The organism is Hyphomonas sp. UBA4505, from assembly GCF_002388685.1.
Classification (GTDB): Bacteria; Pseudomonadota; Alphaproteobacteria; order Caulobacterales; family Hyphomonadaceae; genus Hyphomonas.
Map to the genome: position 1 here is coordinate 55,656 of NZ_DGMZ01000002.1, position 17,579 is coordinate 73,234.

Genomic DNA, 17,579 nt, shown 5'->3' on the forward strand with positions numbered 1-17,579 from the left:
AGTCCAGTAATGGCTGTGAATTTGACTGAAAATAGGTGAAGACTGCATGAACAGACGCCCAAACCGCCGCATTTTGTTCCCGAGACTGGAATCCAGACGCTCTGGACGGCTGCGAGTCAGTGAAATCCACGAGATTTACTGGGAAGAATCGGGGAATCCGAGCGGGATTCCCGTCATTGCCGTCCATGGAGGCCCCGGAGGCGGCTCTAGCCCAGAAATGAGGCGTTTCTTCGATCCGGGCAAATATCGCATCATTCTGTTCGACCAGCGCGGCTGTGGCCGCTCCACCCCGCACTCGGAATTGCGCGAAAACACGACCTGGGACCTGATCGACGACATGGAGTCGATTCGCGACATGCTCGGGATCGACAAATGGGTCGTCTTTGGCGGCTCGTGGGGGTCGACCCTTTCGCTGGCCTATGGCGTCACACATCCCGACCGCACGCTGGGCCTTGTCCTGCGCGGCATCTTCCTGGTCTCGAAGGCGGAGATCCAGTGGTTCTACCAATCCGGCGCCAGCCGTCTGTTCCCGGATGCTTATGACCGGTACATCAAGCCGATCCCGGAAGACGAGCGCGACGACCTGCTGATGGCCTTCCATCGCCGCCTGACAGGGGAGGACCGGCAGGTTCGCGTGGAAGCCGCGCGCGCATGGTCGCGCTGGGAGGGCGAGACCCTGTCCATCAAGGGTCCGACCACGACCCCTGCCCGCTTCAATGAAGATGATTTCGTCGACGCGTTCGCGCGCATCGAATGCCACTATTTCGTCAATCGTGGTTTCTTCGCGAATGATAGCTGGTTGCTGGACGAGGCCGAGACCAAGCTGAAGGACATTCCAGGCACGATCGTACATGGGCGATACGATGTGGTTACGCCACTGTCGACCGCATGGGCGCTGTCCAAGGCATGGCCGAAAGCTGATCTCCATATCATACCCGATGCCGGTCATTCCTCGATGGAGCCAGGTATTGTCGACAAGCTCATTCAGGCCACGGATGACTTAGCCGACATGTATGCAGGCCAACTGAAGTCCTAGCGCCAATGGCCGGACAGGCATCGCCTTCCGGGCTTTTCGATAAATGTAGCGGGCGGAAGATATTTCAGGCCACGCAGTCTTGGGTATTGGGGAAGTATCAGGGCGCGACCCTCATATCTTCCGCCGCTGGAGCGGCGGCCATGGGCGACCGCAACTCCCACCAACCGCGCTGAGCATCACGGCTGGAGACAGGGGCAGAATGCCATGCCCGCGCCGCCACCGGATTGGTCCGGCAAGAACTGAAATGGTTGCATGAAAAAGGGGGCGGATAACCGCCCCCTCAATCCGATGTCTTCGCATGCTTGGCGCGTCGTCTAGATCACGCCAAGCTTGGTCAGCGTGCCCAGCACCAGAATGAAGGCCAGCGCCGGCGGCACGATCCAGCGACACATGAAGCGCCAGAGGTTCATGATCGTGCCTTCGCCCAGCTCGGTCGTCAGCATCTCGCGACTGACAATCCAGCCCGCAAACACGGCCAGCAGCAGCGCGCAGAGCGGCAGCATGATGTTGCCGGTGATAATGTCTGCAAAGTCGATGAAGTCGGTGGAATAGACATAGCCCATGCCGATCATGAACAGCATGAAACCGATGCCCATGGCCGCGCCCGGGCGCGTGACCCCTTCACGTTCTTCCAACCATGCCACGCCAACTTCCATCAAGGAGATGGATGACGTGAACGCCGCAAACAGAGCGAGCAGGAAGAAAGCGCCACCAACCCAGACGCCCAGTGCGCCCATCTGACTGAATGCAATCGGCATGGAGACAAAGAACAGGCCGGGACCGCCCGCAGGGTCTGCGCCAAATGCGAAGACAATCGGGAAGATCGCGAAGCCCGCAATCAGCGCCACCATCGTATCCGCGCTGGCCACGATCGCCGAAGCACGCGGAATGTTTGTATCGCGGCTGAGATAGGCGCCATAAGTAATCATCAGACAGGAGCCGACAGACAGCGAGAAGAAGGCCTGGCCGACCGCTTCAAGGAACGTACCCATGGTCACTTCACTGAAGTCAGGGGTCAGCAGGAAATCGGCGGCTGCGCCCGCATCGCCTTCAACCAACGCAAAACCGACGATCCCGATCAGCAGGATGAAGAAGGCAGGCATCAGCACGGTTGCAGCTTTCTCGATGCCGCCTTTCACGCCGCGCGCCACCACAAAAACATTTGTCAGCAGGAAGGAAGCAAGCAGGCCACCAATCACGTACTTGTTGCTGATCGTTTCACCGAAATTGCTAGCCGACACATCCGCAATTGAAACAGTAGTGCCAGTCTCCGCCGTCAGGCGGGCGGCCTCGGCGGCAAAGCCATTGAAGGTGCCCCCAAATGCCTGCGGGATGAAGGCAAGCACCCAGGCTGAAATAACGATGTAGAAGGTCAGGATAAAGAAGGCGCCGAGCGATCCGATCCAGCCAACGACCTGCCAGTTCTCACTCTTGTTCTCGGCTCTCGCCAGAGAGTGAATGCCCTCAATGGCCGACATGCCCGACTTCCGTCCGAGCGCATATTCCGCCATCAGCACGGTCAGGCCGAGGAACAGGACGCAAAACAGATAGATGATGATGAAGGCGCCGCCGCCATTCTCCCCCGCGGTGAATGGAAAACGCCAGAAATTTCCGAGGCCAACGGACGAGCCGACCGCCGCCATGATGAAACCGAAGCGCGAACCCCAATGGTCCGTCTTGCGGCCAATTTCTCCTGCCATACGCCCTCTCCCCGGGTACAAGTTTTGCGCGAACCTATCTTCGGCGAAACAAAAATCAACGACTGTTATGTTTTAGTGCTAAAATAGACCTCGGGCTGTCAGTTTCTCATCACGGTGCATGTGCGCCGCGATGATGAGCCCGAAGCACGCCATGGTCGTCAGCATGGCTGTGCCGCCATACGAGATCAATGGCAAGGGCATTCCAACCACCGGCAACAAGCCCAACACCATGCCCACATTGAACACGATGTAAAAGCCGACGGTTGCGACGGCTCCCGCAGATGCGAGACGGCCGAACCAACTGACCGAGCGCGCCGCACTATAGAGCGACCACCCCAGCAGCACCGCAAAGCCGACAAGCAGCGCGGTCGAACCAAGGAAGCCAAACTCTTCTGCGATCACAGTGAGAATGAAGTCGGTATGTTGTTCAGGCACATAGTCTTGTTGAGACTGGATGCCCTGCAGGAAGCCACGTCCGTTCAGGCCGCCAGCGCCGATGGCGATCTTGCCTTGTTCGATTTGGTAGCTTTCGCCCAGTGCATTGGTCGCGCCGCCAAACAATTGTGCGAGGAACGTGTCGACGCGCTCGCGTTGATAGGGTGCCAGCACGAACTGATAGACCGGCCAGACCGAGGCGACACCGCCGATGATGGCAGTCCCAATCACGCGAACTGACAGGCCCGCCAGGAAGATAACCACGCCACCTGACGCGACCAGAGCCAACGTCGTGCCGAAATCCGGCTGTTTGAAAATCAGCGCCGCTGGCAGGAGGATGATCGCCAACGCGCCCAGATGCACCATGACGCGACCGGTCTGGGGCTGCAGCACCATCTGGTAATACCGCGCGAGCGCCATTGTGACAGCAAGTTTGGCAAATTCCGAAGGCTGTACGGCAACCGGCCCGATCTGCAACCAGCGTTGCGCGCCGCCGCCCGTAACGCCCATGACTTCCACAAGGATGAGCAGAACAATCGTGCCGACATAGGCAGGAAAGGCCAACCGCATCCACCAGGACAGCGGCAACATGGCCAGCCCGATCATCATGAAGAAGCAGACAACGAAACGCACCAGTTGCAACTTCCAGAGATGCGCTTCGGCAGGATTGGTGTGCGCTGAAGAATACAGCATCGCGATGCCTGTCAGCGCCATCGCCGCAATTAGCAGGATAAAGCCCCAGGGCAGTCGCATCAGCTTGTTCAGCGGCCCCTGATTGTCGAAATTGAGAGAGGTTGCCGTGCGCGTCCGCGCTTCGCCGCGCGAGAAGCCGGTAAACCCTTCGCGGTTCATGTTGGCTCTCCCGCATCGGTCATGGAGGTCGGCAGCGACGCGCTTTGCGAATAGGACGGTTTACGGCGGCTATCTGTCTTGAGCGCGAAATGTAGAATGTCGCGCGCAACGGGCGCAGCCGTACGCGAGCCTCCTTCCCCATGCTCGACGACAACCGAAATCGCGTATTTGGGATTGTCCGCCGGGGCATAGGCCACAAACAAGGCGTGGTCACGCAGCTCGCGGGCAATCTCGCTGCCCGAGCGCACGCCACTGAGGCGCTCTTCGCGGGTAATACGGCGCACCTGCGCAGTACCGGTCTTGCCAGCCAGGCGCGGGCCGCCAAGGCCAAGATCACCGGATCGATAGGCCGTGCCGCCACCTTCGGAGGTCACGCCATACATGCCTGCCTTCATCAGCTTCATGACTTCCGGGTCGAGCGGCGCATCCAGCGTATGATCATCCTGCGACTGCGGGCCAATGCCAATCATTCGCGGCTTGAACGGTTTGCCCTCGGTCGCGATCCGCGCCGTCATCAGCGCAAGTTGCAATGGCGTGGTGCCCAGCTGGCCCTGACCGATGCCAAAATTCAGTGTCTCGCCTTCATACCAGTTTTCCTTGCGGACGCGTTGCTTCCACTCGCGATCCGGAACAAGGCCACCCCGGCCGCCCGTCATACCCAGCACCCAGTCCTGACCAAAGCCGAACTTGCGCGCGGTTTCGGCAATCTTGTCGACGCCTGTACGTCGGGCGATCTCGTAGAAATAGACATCGCACGAGCCCTTGATGCCCGTGTGCAAATTCACTGAGCCGTGCCCGCCCTTTTTCCAGCAATGCCAGGTCCGGTTGCCGAAATGGTAATAGCCATTGCAATGGACCCGGTCGGTCGGCTTGATCGCGCCAGCTTCCAGCGCGGCCGTCGCGACGACCATTTTGAACGTCGATCCCGGCGGGTAGACACCGCCATGCGCACGCGGATAGAGCGGTGAGCGTGTATCGTCGCGCAGTTCGGAATAATTGGCGGTCGAGATGCCATTTACGAAATCATTCGGATCAAAGGCAGGCGTGGAGACCATGGCCAGCACGTCACCACTCTCGACATCCATGACAACGGCCGCACCGCTTTCGCCCTCGAAGCGTTCAATCGCGACACGTTGCAGGTCTGAGTCGATGGTAACGAACAGGTCCTTGCCGGGCGTTGGCGCAAGCCGCTCGTCCGGAATTTCCTCAATCACGCGACCATGTGCATTGGTCACCAGCTTGCGGTAGCCAGGCTTGCCGCGCAGCCATTCTTCAGCAAAGCGCTCCATGCCCTGACGACCTGTCCGCATGTCCGGATGCCGGAACATGGTCTTCAGTGTCTCGGCTTCCTTGTCCGTCATGTCGTCAGTCAGCCGAACGAGATCATCCTGGCTGGCGCGTGCGACATAGCCCAGCACATGCGCGAAATCGCGTCCGCGCGGATAGGACCGCGTTAGCGCCATTTCGACATTTACACCGGGCATCTCCGCCGCATGCACGTTCATGCGCGCAAAGTCTTCATAGGTCAGCTCGTGCGCGACCGTGACGGGTACGAAACCGGCATTGCGGCGACGACTGAGGCGGATCTCGTTGGCTATGCGTTCGAGCCGCTCATCCGGCAGCTCAATCAGCGCGGCGATCTGCGCGAGCGTATGCTCTGGATTGTCAGTCTGTTCCGGTGTGATCGAGATGCGGCCCGCTCGGCGGTGCGAGGCCAGCGGCCGTCCAAACCGATCAAGGATACGCCCGCGCTGCGGCGGGGCGAGTTGCAGCTTGATATGGTTGGCCTCGGCCTGTGCCTGATAGCGTTCCTGATCGAGGATCTGCAGCTGGAACAGACGCGCAATCAGGCCGGCCCATACGAGGCCGCCTGCAGCCCCGGCAATTGCGGTACGGCGTGTAAACGCAAAATCGAGATCGGCAGTCTTCTTGCTCATCCGGCCTGCCCCGCAAGTTCACCCGGCCTGCGGCCAAGGTCGAACATTTTCTGGAGCACGGCATAGGCGAGCCCGGTTGTAAGCAAGGACGCAAACAGCGGCACCACGCGGACGGGATGGTCTTCCAGCGTCGACGCCATGAGCCACAGGATGAGAAAGGCCCCGGAGAACAGCAGGACGGGTGACATGATCGCGACAAGAGGTTCGTTCATGACATCGAACATATCAGCAATTGCGGTGCTGGCACCGTAGGCGAGCAGGTTGACGATGACAAAACATCCGAGCGGCGCGTGGAATGTTACATCCTGCACGAGGCCAAAAATGATCAGCAGGATCATCGGACGCAGCGACAGGCCCACCCTGCCCCAGCCGACGGCACCCCACAATGCAGCATAGGGCCAGGCAATCGAGAAGCCGAAGATTTCGCGCGGTGTCAGGCCCAGCAATCCGATGGCCGCAATGGCAAACGCCCCGAACAGGAGACGGGGCGTCGGGCCGGTCTGCGACCACAGGCTTTTCTTGTTGCGGGGAGCAGAGCGCGACATCCTATTGGCGCGCCCCCTGTGCCGGGCTTGCAGCAATGGTGGGTTCTTCCACCTCAAGCTCCATTGGCTTGCGTATCTCTGGGGCCGGGATCATCTGGACATAGCCGCCATCACGCTCTGCCATCGAGAATTTAACCCGCCAGTCATCACCAACCTTGCGAACCTCACCCACGATCAGCCCCCGCGGGAAAGCGCCACCCTCGGCGGAGGTCAGGATACGTTCGCCTTCGACAAAATCATCGCGCTCCGGCAAATCCGTCAGGCTGCCGAGGCCATCGCGGCCACCATAGAGAATGGCCCGCACGCCACTGACTTCGCCCATGACAGGGACACGGCTGTTGAAGTCGGTGATCAGGAGGATGCGAGAAGAGTACTCGCCGAGTTGAATGACGCGGCCGACCAGCCCCCCCTCGTTCAGGGCTACCGCGCCGGGCTCGACGCCCTGCGCACGGCCCGCATTGGCCAGAATGGTCTGCGCGAACGGTCCGTCATTCTCTGCGGTCACCCGCGCAGTCACGCCCCGTGCCGGTGGCTCGCCCATCAGGTTGAGGATTTCCTCATAGGCTTCGAGGCGCTCGGCCATTGAAATGGCGGCGGCCTTGTAGCGCGAGAGATTTCGCACTTCGGCTTCGAGTTCCTTGATTCGTCGCTCGCGCTTGGCCTGGCCGGTCACCCATGCCCAGGCATTGAAACCCTCATTGCCGCCTAGCTGGTCACCAACGGTCGTGCGAACGGGATTGAAAAGCGTGCGAATTTGCGGAGCGGACTGGGCCAGGACGAGCGCAATCGCGCCGAAAATGAACACACCGAGGATTAGACGCTTGGGAGAGCGTTTCTGACTCTTCGATCCTGATCGGCCGAGGCGCGCCATTGGCCAGTTCCCTTGCGAAATTACCCCTGTCAGCTCATCTCAATCAGACTTCGGGTGACAGCACCGTACGCATCTTCGTGAAATTCTCGAGCACGTGCCCGCAGCCATTCACAACACATTTCAGCGGGTCGTCGGCGATCATGACTGGCAATTGAGCCTGCTCACGGATGACCGTGTCGAGATTGCGCAACAGGGCGCCGCCACCTGTCAGAACGATACCGCGATCAACAATATCCGCAGCCAGTTCCGGCGGCATGGCTTCGAGTGCAATCTTAACAGCATCAATGATGTCCGTCACGGGCTCACGCAGCGCTTCGGCGATCATCGCTTCGGTGATCTCGGTCTCCTTCGGAACGCCATCCAGCGTGCCGCGCCCCCGAACGGTCAGGGCCATGCCGGTACCATTCTCCGGCGGCTGGGCCGTGCCGATTTCCTTCTTGATCCGTTCAGCGGACATTTCGCCGATCAGGATCTTCTGCTCGCGGCGCAGGTAATTGACGATGGCCTGATCCATCTTGTCGCCGCCAACGCGGACTGAGCGCGAATACACAATGCCGCCCAGCGACAGGACCGCCACTTCAGACGTACCGCCGCCAATATCCACGACCATGGACCCGGCCGGATCATCAATCGGCAGGCCCGCGCCGATTGCGGCGGCCATTGGTTCTTCGATCAGCTGCACTTCGCGGGCACCTGCGGCGAGGGCCGACTGGTGGATAGCGCGGCGCTCAACGCTGGTGGCGGAGCTTGGCACGCAGATGATGATGAGGGGAGACACAAACGCCCGGCGGTTGTGAACCTTCCGGATGAAGTGCTTGATCATTTCTTCGGCGACTTCGAAATCAGCAATCACGCCATCTCGCATCGGGCGAATGGCTTCCATGTTTACCGGAGTCTTGCCGAGCATGTTCTTGGCTTGCTCGCCGACCGCATAGACAATCTTGCGACCGCCTTGCGTCATATAGGCAACGACAGAGGGTTCATCGAGCTTGACGCCCTGCCCCTTCACATAGACCAGCGTGTTCGCTGTCCCGAGGTCAATGGCCATGTCCGTAGACAGCATGCCGAGGAGGCTACCAATCATGTCGTACCCGAGCTCTTTCTTGAGCGGCCGAGCGGTTTTGCCCGGCACGCATGTGCAATTCTTTACACAGCCCCATACACCATCTGCCGTTAACGCCGCTTTAATGCAAGAGTCGCTCGGCACATAAGTGGTACGCAGCGTTCATGGTGAATATTTGCGCTGTTTTAAAAGGGATTTTTTCCGATCCCAGACAACCGTCCACATCGCCAACGGAACGCATCGTACGGCAATCGTTAATAAAGGCCAAAGATGCTTTAGGAAAGATCTTCATCTTTCTGATCGACGGCTCCGTCCCCAAGCACCCGATAGAGACGCGCTGGCGTTTTCGCACCTGTGTCGAGCGGGATATTGTCGAGGAAATCCGGGATCTCCTGGCGCTTGAGACGTGCCGCAAATCCGTCCTGATCATGCGTGGTCATCAGTTTCGTCTCGGCATCCGCCGGGCAGGTCACGATATAGTCGATCCTGCTGCGGGATAGCTTCGCGCGCGTCTCCCCTGCATGGGACAGCAACAGCTCGATGGCCTGACTGATGCCGTCCTGATTGCGATGATAATTGCCCTGCAGGACATTGTGATCGGTGCGATTCAGGATCTTCGGGCCAAAATCAGCCGGCGCGAGGACCCGGCCCTTCGGAAGCGTCTCCAAGGTGGCAAACAGACCGTCCTGCAGGCAATCGGCCTTGTCGCCGGTCTTGTTTGTCTCAACTGCAGGCGACACCAGGAGGCCCGGCAATGCCCACAGGAAGGGTACGCTCAGGGCCAACGCGCCAATATAGGCAACGCTGGACGCGCTGCGCGCCTTACCGGTGCGGTAGACATCTGCGATCCACAAGCCCAACGGAATGACCGCGAAAAGGTGGCCGAATACGTAGAAGCGCGTCTGGTAGAGGGTCATCGCCACTGCCGAGACGAGCAGCGCCACAAACAGGAAATTCGCGCGCATCCGCTGGCGGCGATACAGGCCGTAAAGGCAGAGCCCCAGCGCGAGAACCGTGATGCCAAGGCAAAATCCAAGCTTCGCGACAAGGTCTGATCGTTCTGCGAAGATCGGGCGCGCCTCATCCACACGGTCGAGCCAAAGGGTTTTCACATCCGGAGACAACTCATCCAGCGGGTTGGACAAGCATTCCGGGCCAACCAGAACCAGTGCCCCCGCACAGGCGGCCCCCACCAGCGCCAGCGTACCCAGCCGCAGCCACCATATGCGACCTGACATGAGCAATGCGGCGGCGGCCAGACCAAATCCACCCGCCATGCCAGCCAACAAGCTGACCGCAGAAAGCGCGTCGCACGCCACGACAGTGTATTGAGACGGCGCGACCGTCGCGAAGAAGGCGATTTCCAATCCGGCGGCAAGACCCGCCCCAAACCCGGCTGCGCTGCGCATGGCTGCGGCGCCGGACACGGCCCAATCCAGGGCCATGAATGCGCATATCGCGGCTGCGAATACATAGACTTCGCCGCCAATGGCAACGGACGCTGCCAGAGCGAGACCTGCGCCGACCGCTCTGCTGGCCCGACGCTGTGGATCAAGCGCAAGCCCCATCGCCACCGCCATAAGCGCCAATTGGAGATTGTGATGATCAATTGCTCCCGGTCGGAAACGATAATGAGCGGAGTAGACAAAAATACTGAGCACGAGACAGGCCAAGGACCCTGCCCGGCCGCCGACTTGGCGCGCGCCCACATAGAGACCGCCGAGCACGATGAGTACACTGAGAGGTGGCCATGCCGAATAAGCCCAGACAAGCGCCGTTTCGGAGGGCAGGAACAGGTCAAACAGGCTGAAAAGCGCGAGGATGGGAAGATCGACCAGTCGCGACCAATGCATCGCCGTGCCGCCGTCTGGACCCATCCGGTATTGATGGAGATCGAACCAGTCCTGGCCGTTCAGCAGATCCTTGATCTGGACCAGCCGCATCACGTCGTCGCCATCAGGCCCGATCGATCCAAGCGTTCCCTGGAGGGCGGCAGATGCGACCAGCCAGACCGGCACGACCACAAACAACACAGCGATTTTGGCGTCGAACCGAGTTTGCACGACCTCCCTTTCCCACTCTGCAGGCAACCAAGCCTTCCACTCCCGAAAGGCAAACTTAACCAGTGGGGGTGTAGGAAACCCTAAAGAGGGAGGCGCTGAAAACCCATGACTGAAGAAGATGTTGCCCGATTGAATATCGCCGTCCTGTTGCCTTGCTACAATGAAGGCAAATCAATCGCGTCCGTGGTCATCGGGTTTCGCAAGGCCCTGCCAGCCGCCCGCATCTACGTCTATGACAACAATTCCAGCGACGACACGTCAGCCCAAGCCGCCTTTGCAGGCGCCACCGTCGTACCGTCGCGCCGACAGGGCAAAGGCAATGTCGTGCGCCAGATGTTCGCGGATATTGAAGCCGATGTTTATGTGATGGCCGATGGCGACGGGACGTATGATCCGACCGCCGCGCCGCGCATGATCGATACGCTGCTGGCAGACCGGGCAGACATGGTGGTGGGCACGCGCCGAAACGTAACCGAAGATGCAGGTCGCAATGGCCACGCTTTCGGCAACCGCCTGTTCAACATGATCTATCGCGCCCTGTTCGGCAGCGATTTCACCGATATTTTCTCCGGGTATCGCGCCTTTACGCGTCGCTTCGCCAAGAGCTTTCCCGCCTCGTCACCAGGATTTGAAATCGAAACCGAAATGTCGGTCCACGCCTCGACCCTGCGTCTGCCCGTGTCCGAGATCGAATTCGATTATGGCCGCCGCGTCGAAGGCTCCGAAAGCAAACTGTCCACATTTCGTGACGGATTCCGCATCCTGCGCATGATGGGCATGTTGGTGAAGGAAACCCGGCCATTCATGTTTTTCAGTTCAGTGTCCGCAGGCCTGTTTGGTCTCGCCGCGATCCTGAGCGTGCCGGTGCTGGCAGAATACTTCGACACCGGTCTGGTCAGTCGCATGCCGACCTGGATGCTGGCCATGACCCTGTTGCTGGGCGCGATGATGTCTTTCACCGCAGGCGTGATCCTGGATTCCCTGTCACGGGCGCGCGTCGAACAAAAACGCATCCACTATCTGTCGATTGCGCCTGCACGCGGTGAAAAGCATTTCCGTGGCAGTGGATCTGTTTCAGACCGTCGTGAAGCGGATCAGGCAATATCCGCTCCTCAAATTCGCAAGACGAGCGCCTAGAACGATCATCCATTTTGAAGGGGCATACCCCGCACTGCAGCCTTTGCAGTGCGCGATCCTCCTGCGTTTAACGCAATCGCATAGCGAGCTCGCCAACTAAGGCAAAGTGTTCTGGAATACTGGTTTTGAATGTCAGGTTGCCAAGAAGGATGACGCGCTTTAGCCGGTCTTCTTCTGCAACTCTGCAGGATCAATGACCGAAATTTCCGTTGCGGTGGCGCTGTCCTGAGGGGCCGAGCGACGCACAAGCGTCTCTGGAATGGTGACAAACGCCGTTGTTCCACGGCCGAGTTCGGAGCGCAGCTTGATGCGCAGACCCTGAGCATCGGCCAGACGACGCGCGACGCTGAGGCCGAGACCGACACCGGTCGAGTGGTCATACTTCTGGTGCGCCGGACGAGAATGGAAGAAGGGTTCGAAGGCCTTTTCAAGCACGTCTGAGGTCATACCCCTGCCCCGGTCACGGACCATGACCACGAGCCCAACGCCCGACACCATGCCCGCCTTGACCACGATAGGCGCCGACGAGCCGGATTCCAGCGCGTTCTTGATGATGTTGCGAATGATGATTTCGAAGCTGCTTTCATCCATGTCCGCAGCCAGATTGCTCGGCACGCTGACCTTGAGACGATCTGCAAAGCGCGAGAATTCCCCTTCGGTCAGCTTGCGCACAACGTTCTGGATCACTTCAGACACTGGCACTTCTGATGATTGCGCCAGATAGTCTTCGCGTTCCATCCGCGTGAAATTGATGATGCCATCCAGTGTCGAAGACAGGATCATCGCCTGTTCGGCAATCTTGTCGGCATAGGTGCTGACTTCTTCTTCGCTGCATGGGATGTTTGACGATGAGCCGATAACGCCGGCGCATGCCGAGATGACATCAAGCGGCACTTTGAGTTCGGCGCTCATTGAGCCGAGGAAACGTGTCTTGGCTTCGTTGGCCGCTTCAGCATCGTTACGAGCATGCTCGATCTCAGACCGGGCTTCTTCCATGCGAGTCACGTCGGTGTAGACGACCACAGTGCCGACACCGCTGATGCATTCGACGGATTTTTGCCAAAAGACCCCATCACGACGGATCGGCTTGTCGATGGGCTCCAGCGTATCTTCGCTTGTTCCAAACACTTGTTGGTGCAGCTGGTTTTCTACGACGACATCCCCATCTTCGTTGAAGATTGCAAAGGCCTGGTGGCTGGCTTCGAGCGCACCAATCAAAAGGTCTCGGGATTCTTCCGCCTTCTGGGTCGCGTCGATGTCTGACTTGTAGACCATGTAACTGGAGCGTGCGCCCAGATAGAGCGCGAACATGAAGGACACCATCATCAAACAGATCGTGGCGCCCGTAACGGATTGCGCATAGGCGCTATAGGCCGCACTCGCGAAAAAGGCTGAAAGTGCATAACGCAGGACAATGCGGGGCACGCGCGTCAACATACTGGCCATGCCAGCCGCCATGGGGGTGATCATGAGACCACCCATGATCATTGCGGCGTTTTCATCTGCTCCGACGAAGAAAGGCAGGGATCCCCATGCAAGGCCAAACAGGATGGCAAGGAATTCCGAACGGCGAAGGTACTTGCCGCTGACCGTTTTGGGCGCCGGGCGCCCCCGCTTCAACAGGAAATCAATGACGAGCAGTGTGGCCAGGCAGAGATTGATCGCAATCCAGGCTTCAATATTTGTTTCAGGCACCCAGCGGTGAACAAGGAAGCTCGCCCCGATGGTGTTGACCAGCATGATCGTCGCCATGACCAGCTTGTGACTGGAAAAATCCATGTGCTGCTGCAGCAGGACCAATCGGTCAACCGCCGTCGCCCGGGGAATCGTGTTCCCGGTTACATAAGACAGAAATGATTTTTCCTGTTTCGCCATGACACCGCTATACACAGGCAAGGTGAACAATCCGGTCTACAGGCCCGAAGGGATTGGCAGACTGTGGAAACTTGTCGTTAACGCGGGTGTTAACCAAAGATAGATACTCTTAAACGGTTGCATATCCTGTCCCGGGTTCTGTAGCGTGCATTCCGATTGAGGAGAGTATAGTTCCGGTGTCCCGCCCTAAATCGCCTTTCAAAATAGCAGTCATCGGTGCCGGGCCTGCGGGACTGAGCACGGCACGCTTCATCAAGCAGGCCGGACACAAGGCGGTCTTGTTCGAGGCCGAAGACCGTCTGGGGGGCAAGTCTTTTTCCGTTGTCCGTGGCGATGCCATGAATGAGATGGGCACGTGTTACACCACCCGCTCCCACAAGCTTGTAAAGAAGTGGATGCGCCAGCACGGGATCACGCTGAGCCGCCTGGGTGAGGCGCGATATGATGGCCTGAAGGTCGTCGACTATGTCAGGACGGGTGACGGTCCGCCCATGGTGTTGCAGGCCCTGAAGTTTATCAGGGCTGCCGGACGGCTGCGCCGCGATATCCGAGACCGACCAGACGATCCGGACGTGCGCGCGGAAGCCGCCATGACGACAGCGGAATGGGTGAAGCGACTCAACCTGCCGAAAATCGACCTTGCGTCTCACCGAATTCAGACAACGCAGGGTTATGGATTCACCGACGAAGCCACGATTGGCCAGACCGTCCAGTGGTGCGATCTGAACTATCTCCTGTCAGGCGTCCTCAACGACATGCACATGCCTGATCAGGGCTGGAGCGAGTTCTGGAACCGGTTCGCTCAGGATCTCGACGTGCGGCTATCGAGCCCGGTGACCCATCTCGACCGGTCCGGACCAAAGCCCGTGATCACGACGGCTGGCAAGAGCGAAGAATTCGACGCTGTGGTCTCCACCGTGCCGATGCAGAATTTCGTCAAGTTCTGCGCCGCAACGCGCGACGAGATGTTCATCTGCAACGGCATTGAATGGCAAAACTATACCACTACGCTGCTGACCTCGCCGGACTGGTTCGAAGGTCACATGATCATCGGCTATTCAGAGGCCAGCATGGACAGTACGCGGAAAGGAGCAATCCTGGGCGGTCGCCGCGAAGGCGAAAGCGAGGAATTGGGCGGCCGTCTCTACGTGACGGGCCAGTTTTCGACCGGCCTGACCGCGCCGGAACTTCGTGAGATCCTGCTGGCCGATGCGGAAAAGCACGGCTTTACCATCGAAAGCGTGATCCAACAGAAGGTCTGGCAGTACTTCCCCCAATACAAGGTAGAGGCGGTGCGCGACGGCCTTTTTGGCGCGCTGAAACGCGTACAAGGCCATCAACGCACCTGGTTTGGTGGAGCCAGCTTTTCACATGAACTGGTCTGCAGCGTTGTGGAACAGGCACAAGACATGGTGAAGGACATGCTCAACGAGCTCGTGCACGCCCCTGCTCCAGAGGCCTCATCGGAAACAGCAAAAGTGGCCGAGACGGTCTAGACAGCCTCGGATTCCGGCACCGCACAATATTGATCAATGAAATCCTGATGACTCGGCATCTGTGAGACCGCCTTTGAGATATTGGCCTCAAGGCCACCCAAGGCCGTCATCAATTGGTCATCTGTCATCAGATGGCCCATATGGTGATATCCCTTGGGCTTCAGCCGCTGACCGAGCATAACCTGCAGCCAGGAATCCACGCGGAACAAATCATCCGTCGCCTGATAGGCCAGGCCGTTCTCACGGAACAGGGAAATGCGCTGTGCCAGAGAATCTGGAACCGGCATATCGCGGCGCGCGCGCCAGAAGTCCGAGTCGTCGCGCTCAGTCAGCTTGTAGTGCAACACGATGAAATCGCGGATTTTCTCGAGCTCGCGTTCGGCCTGTTCATTATAGTGGTTCGCAATCGCCTCACTTATCCCGGCAAACGGGAACTGCTGGACCAGACGGGTCGCCCCGACCTGGATGAGATGAATGCTGGTGGATTCCAGTGGCTCAACGAAGCCGCTCGACAGGCCAAGCGCCACGCAGTTCTTGCTCCACACCTTCTTGCGACGACCGGTCTTGTAACGGATCAGGCGAGGTTCGGTCAGTGGCTCCCCATCGACATGGCCAAGCAGATATTCCTTTGCCTCGTCCGGCTGCATATTCTCGCTGCAGAAGACAAGGCCGTTGCCGACCCGGTGCTGTAGCGGGATACGCCAGCGCCAGCCTGCATGATGAGCGATGGCGCGAGTATAGGGCTGAGCGGGGCCGATCGAGCGCGTCTGCACTGCCAGCGCACTGTCGGTCGGCAGCCAATGAGTCCAGTCTTCATAACCCGTCTTGAGGGTCTGCTCGATCAGCATACCCCGGAACCCGGTACAGTCGATGAAAAGGTCGCCCTCGATACGTTCGCCGGATTGCAGTTTGAGCGCCGTGATGAAACCGCTCTCGCCATCCTGCTCGACTTCTTCGATCAGGCCCTCAACACGCTTGACGCCCTTGGCCTCGCTGAAGGTCCGCAGGAATTTCGCGTAGAGACTGGCGTCGAGATGATAGGCATAGTTTATGTTGGCCTTGTCGGACGTGAAGAACCGTCCCGCCTCTGCAGCCTGTAATTCGAAACAGTAAGCGTCGAGTTCAGCGCCAATGCCACGCTCCTGCGCGTACATCCAGATATTGTAGAATTCGCCCATCCAGTTCGACTTGCCGACCTGGCCGAAGGAGTGAATGTAGCGATCACCAAGCCCGCCCCACTCCTCGAACGCAATGCCGAGTTTGAACGTGGCCTTGGTGGCGCGCATGAAGTCGCGCTCGTCGATTCCCATCAGATGGTGGAACGTACGGTGCGTCGGGATGGTTGCTTCGCCGACTCCGACTGTGCCGATAGCATCGGATTCCACCAGCGTTATGTCCAGCAAGGGGCCAAGCAGGCGTGAGAGCGAGGCCGCAGCGATCCAGCCAGCTGTGCCGCCGCCAGCAATGACTACTCTCCTGATATTCTGCGTTTCCAATGTGATCCCCGGTTCTTTTTATAGTCTTCAGCGATTGAGCTTGTTCAGCAAGAGTGCACGGAGCCGCCGTGCCTTCACCTCATCGAGCGGCCCGAGATTGCCCTGAGCCGCTTCGGGCAAGTGCGCAGCCGGCTGCTTGGAGGATCCGAAAATATAATAGTCGAACAAGGCCTTCCAGGCCTGCTTCTCCGGCTCCGGACGATCCCGCAAGCTGAGTATGGCGTGCAGCAAGGTGTTCTGGGGCGTATCCATGAAGGCTGGCGACGTGTTCCACCAATAATTAATCATGGCCGTGAAGTCGCCGATGCCCTCAACATTGTGCCACCAGAGTGCTGGATAGAACAGTACATCGCCCGGCTCCAGCTCAGCCACCTCCCCAGCGGCCATGGCCTCGGCAAAGCGCGGGTAGCGCGCAAGGTCTGGATCACGGAAGTCCACCATGCTCACGACCTGCCCGCCGGGCGTGGGCTCCAGAGGGCCGGGATAGAGATTGGCCACCTGCTCAGGCGGGAACAATGTGAAGCGTCGCTTGCCGACCATACAGCAGGCCAGATTGTTCGACATGTCGTAATGGGCTGAAGCAATCGTATGGTTCCCCATCCAGATGCTGACCATTGGCTTGTGCGCATCAAACATCGGATCGTTCAGCACAAGGTCGTTCTCGTCGCGCATGCCCGGAAAGAAATTATCGAGATCGGTCGAACCAATATAGAAAGAGCGCCCGTCAGACGATCTTGCCGTTTCGCGTACCCGATCAAAGAAATCCGGCAACGGAACACGGTCGCGCTCAAAATTGAAGCCGTCCACCGCCTCAGTATAAAAATACCGCCCGCCTTCTTCTGGCGCACTGCGATATTCCACGACCGGACGCCCGCCATAAAACGAGGCGATATGGTCCATGGCTGCGTCCAGTGACTGCAAGCCCTTCTGGACCAGAGGCCACTGACGCGCCACTCCTTTCAAGATGACGGGCTGTTGGTCGCGCATCAGCTGGTCATACGGTATGGCGTCCGGCGAAATGCCCGCCAGTTCCTTCGTTTTGCGCTGTATGTCCAGTGAGGACAAGGTTTCCT

At 59.0% G+C, this 17,579-nt stretch carries 13 protein-coding genes; 3 read left to right on the forward strand and 10 right to left on the reverse strand.

Annotated features, from left to right (window positions below; genetic code table 11):
* Positions 1 to 46 precede the first annotated feature (46 nt).
* Positions 47 to 1,036: a prolyl aminopeptidase gene (gene pip / locus B3527_RS00965; protein ID WP_034815912.1), complete on the forward strand. Its 990-nt coding sequence runs from the start codon at positions 47 to 49 to the stop codon at positions 1,034 to 1,036.
* A gap of 314 nt (positions 1,037 to 1,350) precedes the next feature.
* On the opposite strand, the gene B3527_RS00970 is transcribed toward pip, so the two are convergent.
* From B3527_RS00970 to B3527_RS01000, 7 genes are all read right to left on the reverse strand, one after another.
* Entirely contained in the window at positions 1,351 to 2,736 is a 1,386-nt protein-coding gene (locus tag B3527_RS00970) for a sodium-dependent transporter (RefSeq protein WP_206992299.1), read from the reverse strand.
* Positions 2,737 to 2,814: 78 nt separating this feature from the next.
* Positions 2,815 to 4,023: a rod shape-determining protein RodA gene (gene rodA, locus B3527_RS00975; protein WP_242517474.1), complete on the reverse strand. Its 1,209-nt coding sequence runs from the start codon at positions 4,021 to 4,023 to the stop codon at positions 2,815 to 2,817.
* Entirely contained in the window at positions 4,020 to 5,960 is a 1,941-nt protein-coding gene (mrdA, locus tag B3527_RS00980; protein WP_206992298.1) for a penicillin-binding protein 2, read from the reverse strand. The genes rodA and mrdA overlap by 4 nt, the downstream gene beginning before the upstream one ends.
* Positions 5,957 to 6,505, reverse strand: a complete 549-nt coding sequence (locus B3527_RS00985) for a hypothetical protein (protein WP_034815904.1) — start codon at positions 6,503 to 6,505, stop codon at positions 5,957 to 5,959. The genes mrdA and B3527_RS00985 overlap by 4 nt, the downstream gene beginning before the upstream one ends.
* Before the next feature lies 1 nt (position 6,506).
* Complete coding sequence (mreC, locus tag B3527_RS00990; protein WP_290478668.1) at positions 6,507 to 7,376, reverse strand: rod shape-determining protein MreC; 870 nt, start codon at positions 7,374 to 7,376, stop codon at positions 6,507 to 6,509.
* 43 nt (positions 7,377 to 7,419) lie between these two features.
* Complete coding sequence (locus tag B3527_RS00995; protein ID WP_206992296.1) at positions 7,420 to 8,460, reverse strand: rod shape-determining protein; 1,041 nt, start codon at positions 8,458 to 8,460, stop codon at positions 7,420 to 7,422.
* A gap of 254 nt (positions 8,461 to 8,714) precedes the next feature.
* Positions 8,715 to 10,502, reverse strand: coding sequence for a hypothetical protein (locus B3527_RS01000; protein WP_290478667.1), 1,788 nt, complete (start codon positions 10,500 to 10,502; stop codon positions 8,715 to 8,717).
* Positions 10,503 to 10,607: 105 nt separating this feature from the next.
* Here B3527_RS01000 and B3527_RS01005 point away from each other — a divergent pair, with 105 nt between their 5' ends.
* Positions 10,608 to 11,639, forward strand: a complete 1,032-nt coding sequence (locus B3527_RS01005) for a glycosyltransferase (RefSeq protein ID WP_290478666.1) — start codon at positions 10,608 to 10,610, stop codon at positions 11,637 to 11,639.
* A gap of 159 nt (positions 11,640 to 11,798) precedes the next feature.
* Here the strand turns inward: B3527_RS01005 and B3527_RS01010 are convergent, their stop codons facing one another.
* Positions 11,799 to 13,529, reverse strand: coding sequence for a sensor histidine kinase (locus tag B3527_RS01010; RefSeq protein ID WP_290481397.1), 1,731 nt, complete (start codon positions 13,527 to 13,529; stop codon positions 11,799 to 11,801).
* 161 nt (positions 13,530 to 13,690) lie between these two features.
* Here B3527_RS01010 and B3527_RS01015 point away from each other — a divergent pair, with 161 nt between their 5' ends.
* The gene (locus B3527_RS01015) at positions 13,691 to 15,010 is read left to right on the forward strand and encodes an FAD-dependent oxidoreductase (protein ID WP_290478664.1); all 1,320 of its coding nucleotides are present in this window, start codon (positions 13,691 to 13,693) and stop codon (positions 15,008 to 15,010) included.
* Here the strand turns inward: B3527_RS01015 and B3527_RS01020 are convergent.
* Positions 15,007 to 16,506: a tryptophan halogenase family protein gene (locus tag B3527_RS01020; protein ID WP_290478663.1), complete on the reverse strand. Its 1,500-nt coding sequence runs from the start codon at positions 16,504 to 16,506 to the stop codon at positions 15,007 to 15,009. The genes B3527_RS01015 and B3527_RS01020 overlap by 4 nt on opposite strands.
* Positions 16,507 to 16,533: 27 nt before the next feature.
* A complete protein-coding gene (locus B3527_RS01025; RefSeq protein ID WP_290478662.1) occupies positions 16,534 to 17,571 on the reverse strand; it encodes a cupin-like domain-containing protein in 1,038 nt (345 codons plus the stop codon).
* Positions 17,572 to 17,579: the final 8 nt, after the last annotated feature.

Bases quoted from the DNA above. Each gene is read 5' to 3' on its own strand.
- B3527_RS01005 (WP_290478666.1), top strand. From the start codon at position 10,608: ATGACTGAAGAAGATGTTGCCCGATTGAATATCGCCGTCCTGTTGCCT.
- B3527_RS00985 (WP_034815904.1), bottom strand. From the start codon at position 6,505: ATGTCGCGCTCTGCTCCCCGCAACAAGAAAAGCCTGTGGTCGCAGACC.
- pip (WP_034815912.1), top strand. From the start codon at position 47: ATGAACAGACGCCCAAACCGCCGCATTTTGTTCCCGAGACTGGAATCC.
- mrdA (WP_206992298.1), bottom strand. From the start codon at position 5,960: ATGAGCAAGAAGACTGCCGATCTCGATTTTGCGTTTACACGCCGTACC.
- B3527_RS00970 (WP_206992299.1), bottom strand. From the start codon at position 2,736: ATGGCAGGAGAAATTGGCCGCAAGACGGACCATTGGGGTTCGCGCTTC.
- rodA (WP_242517474.1), bottom strand. From the start codon at position 4,023: ATGAACCGCGAAGGGTTTACCGGCTTCTCGCGCGGCGAAGCGCGGACG.
- mreC (WP_290478668.1), bottom strand. From the start codon at position 7,376: ATGGCGCGCCTCGGCCGATCAGGATCGAAGAGTCAGAAACGCTCTCCC.
- B3527_RS00995 (WP_206992296.1), bottom strand. From the start codon at position 8,460: ATGATTGGTAGCCTCCTCGGCATGCTGTCTACGGACATGGCCATTGAC.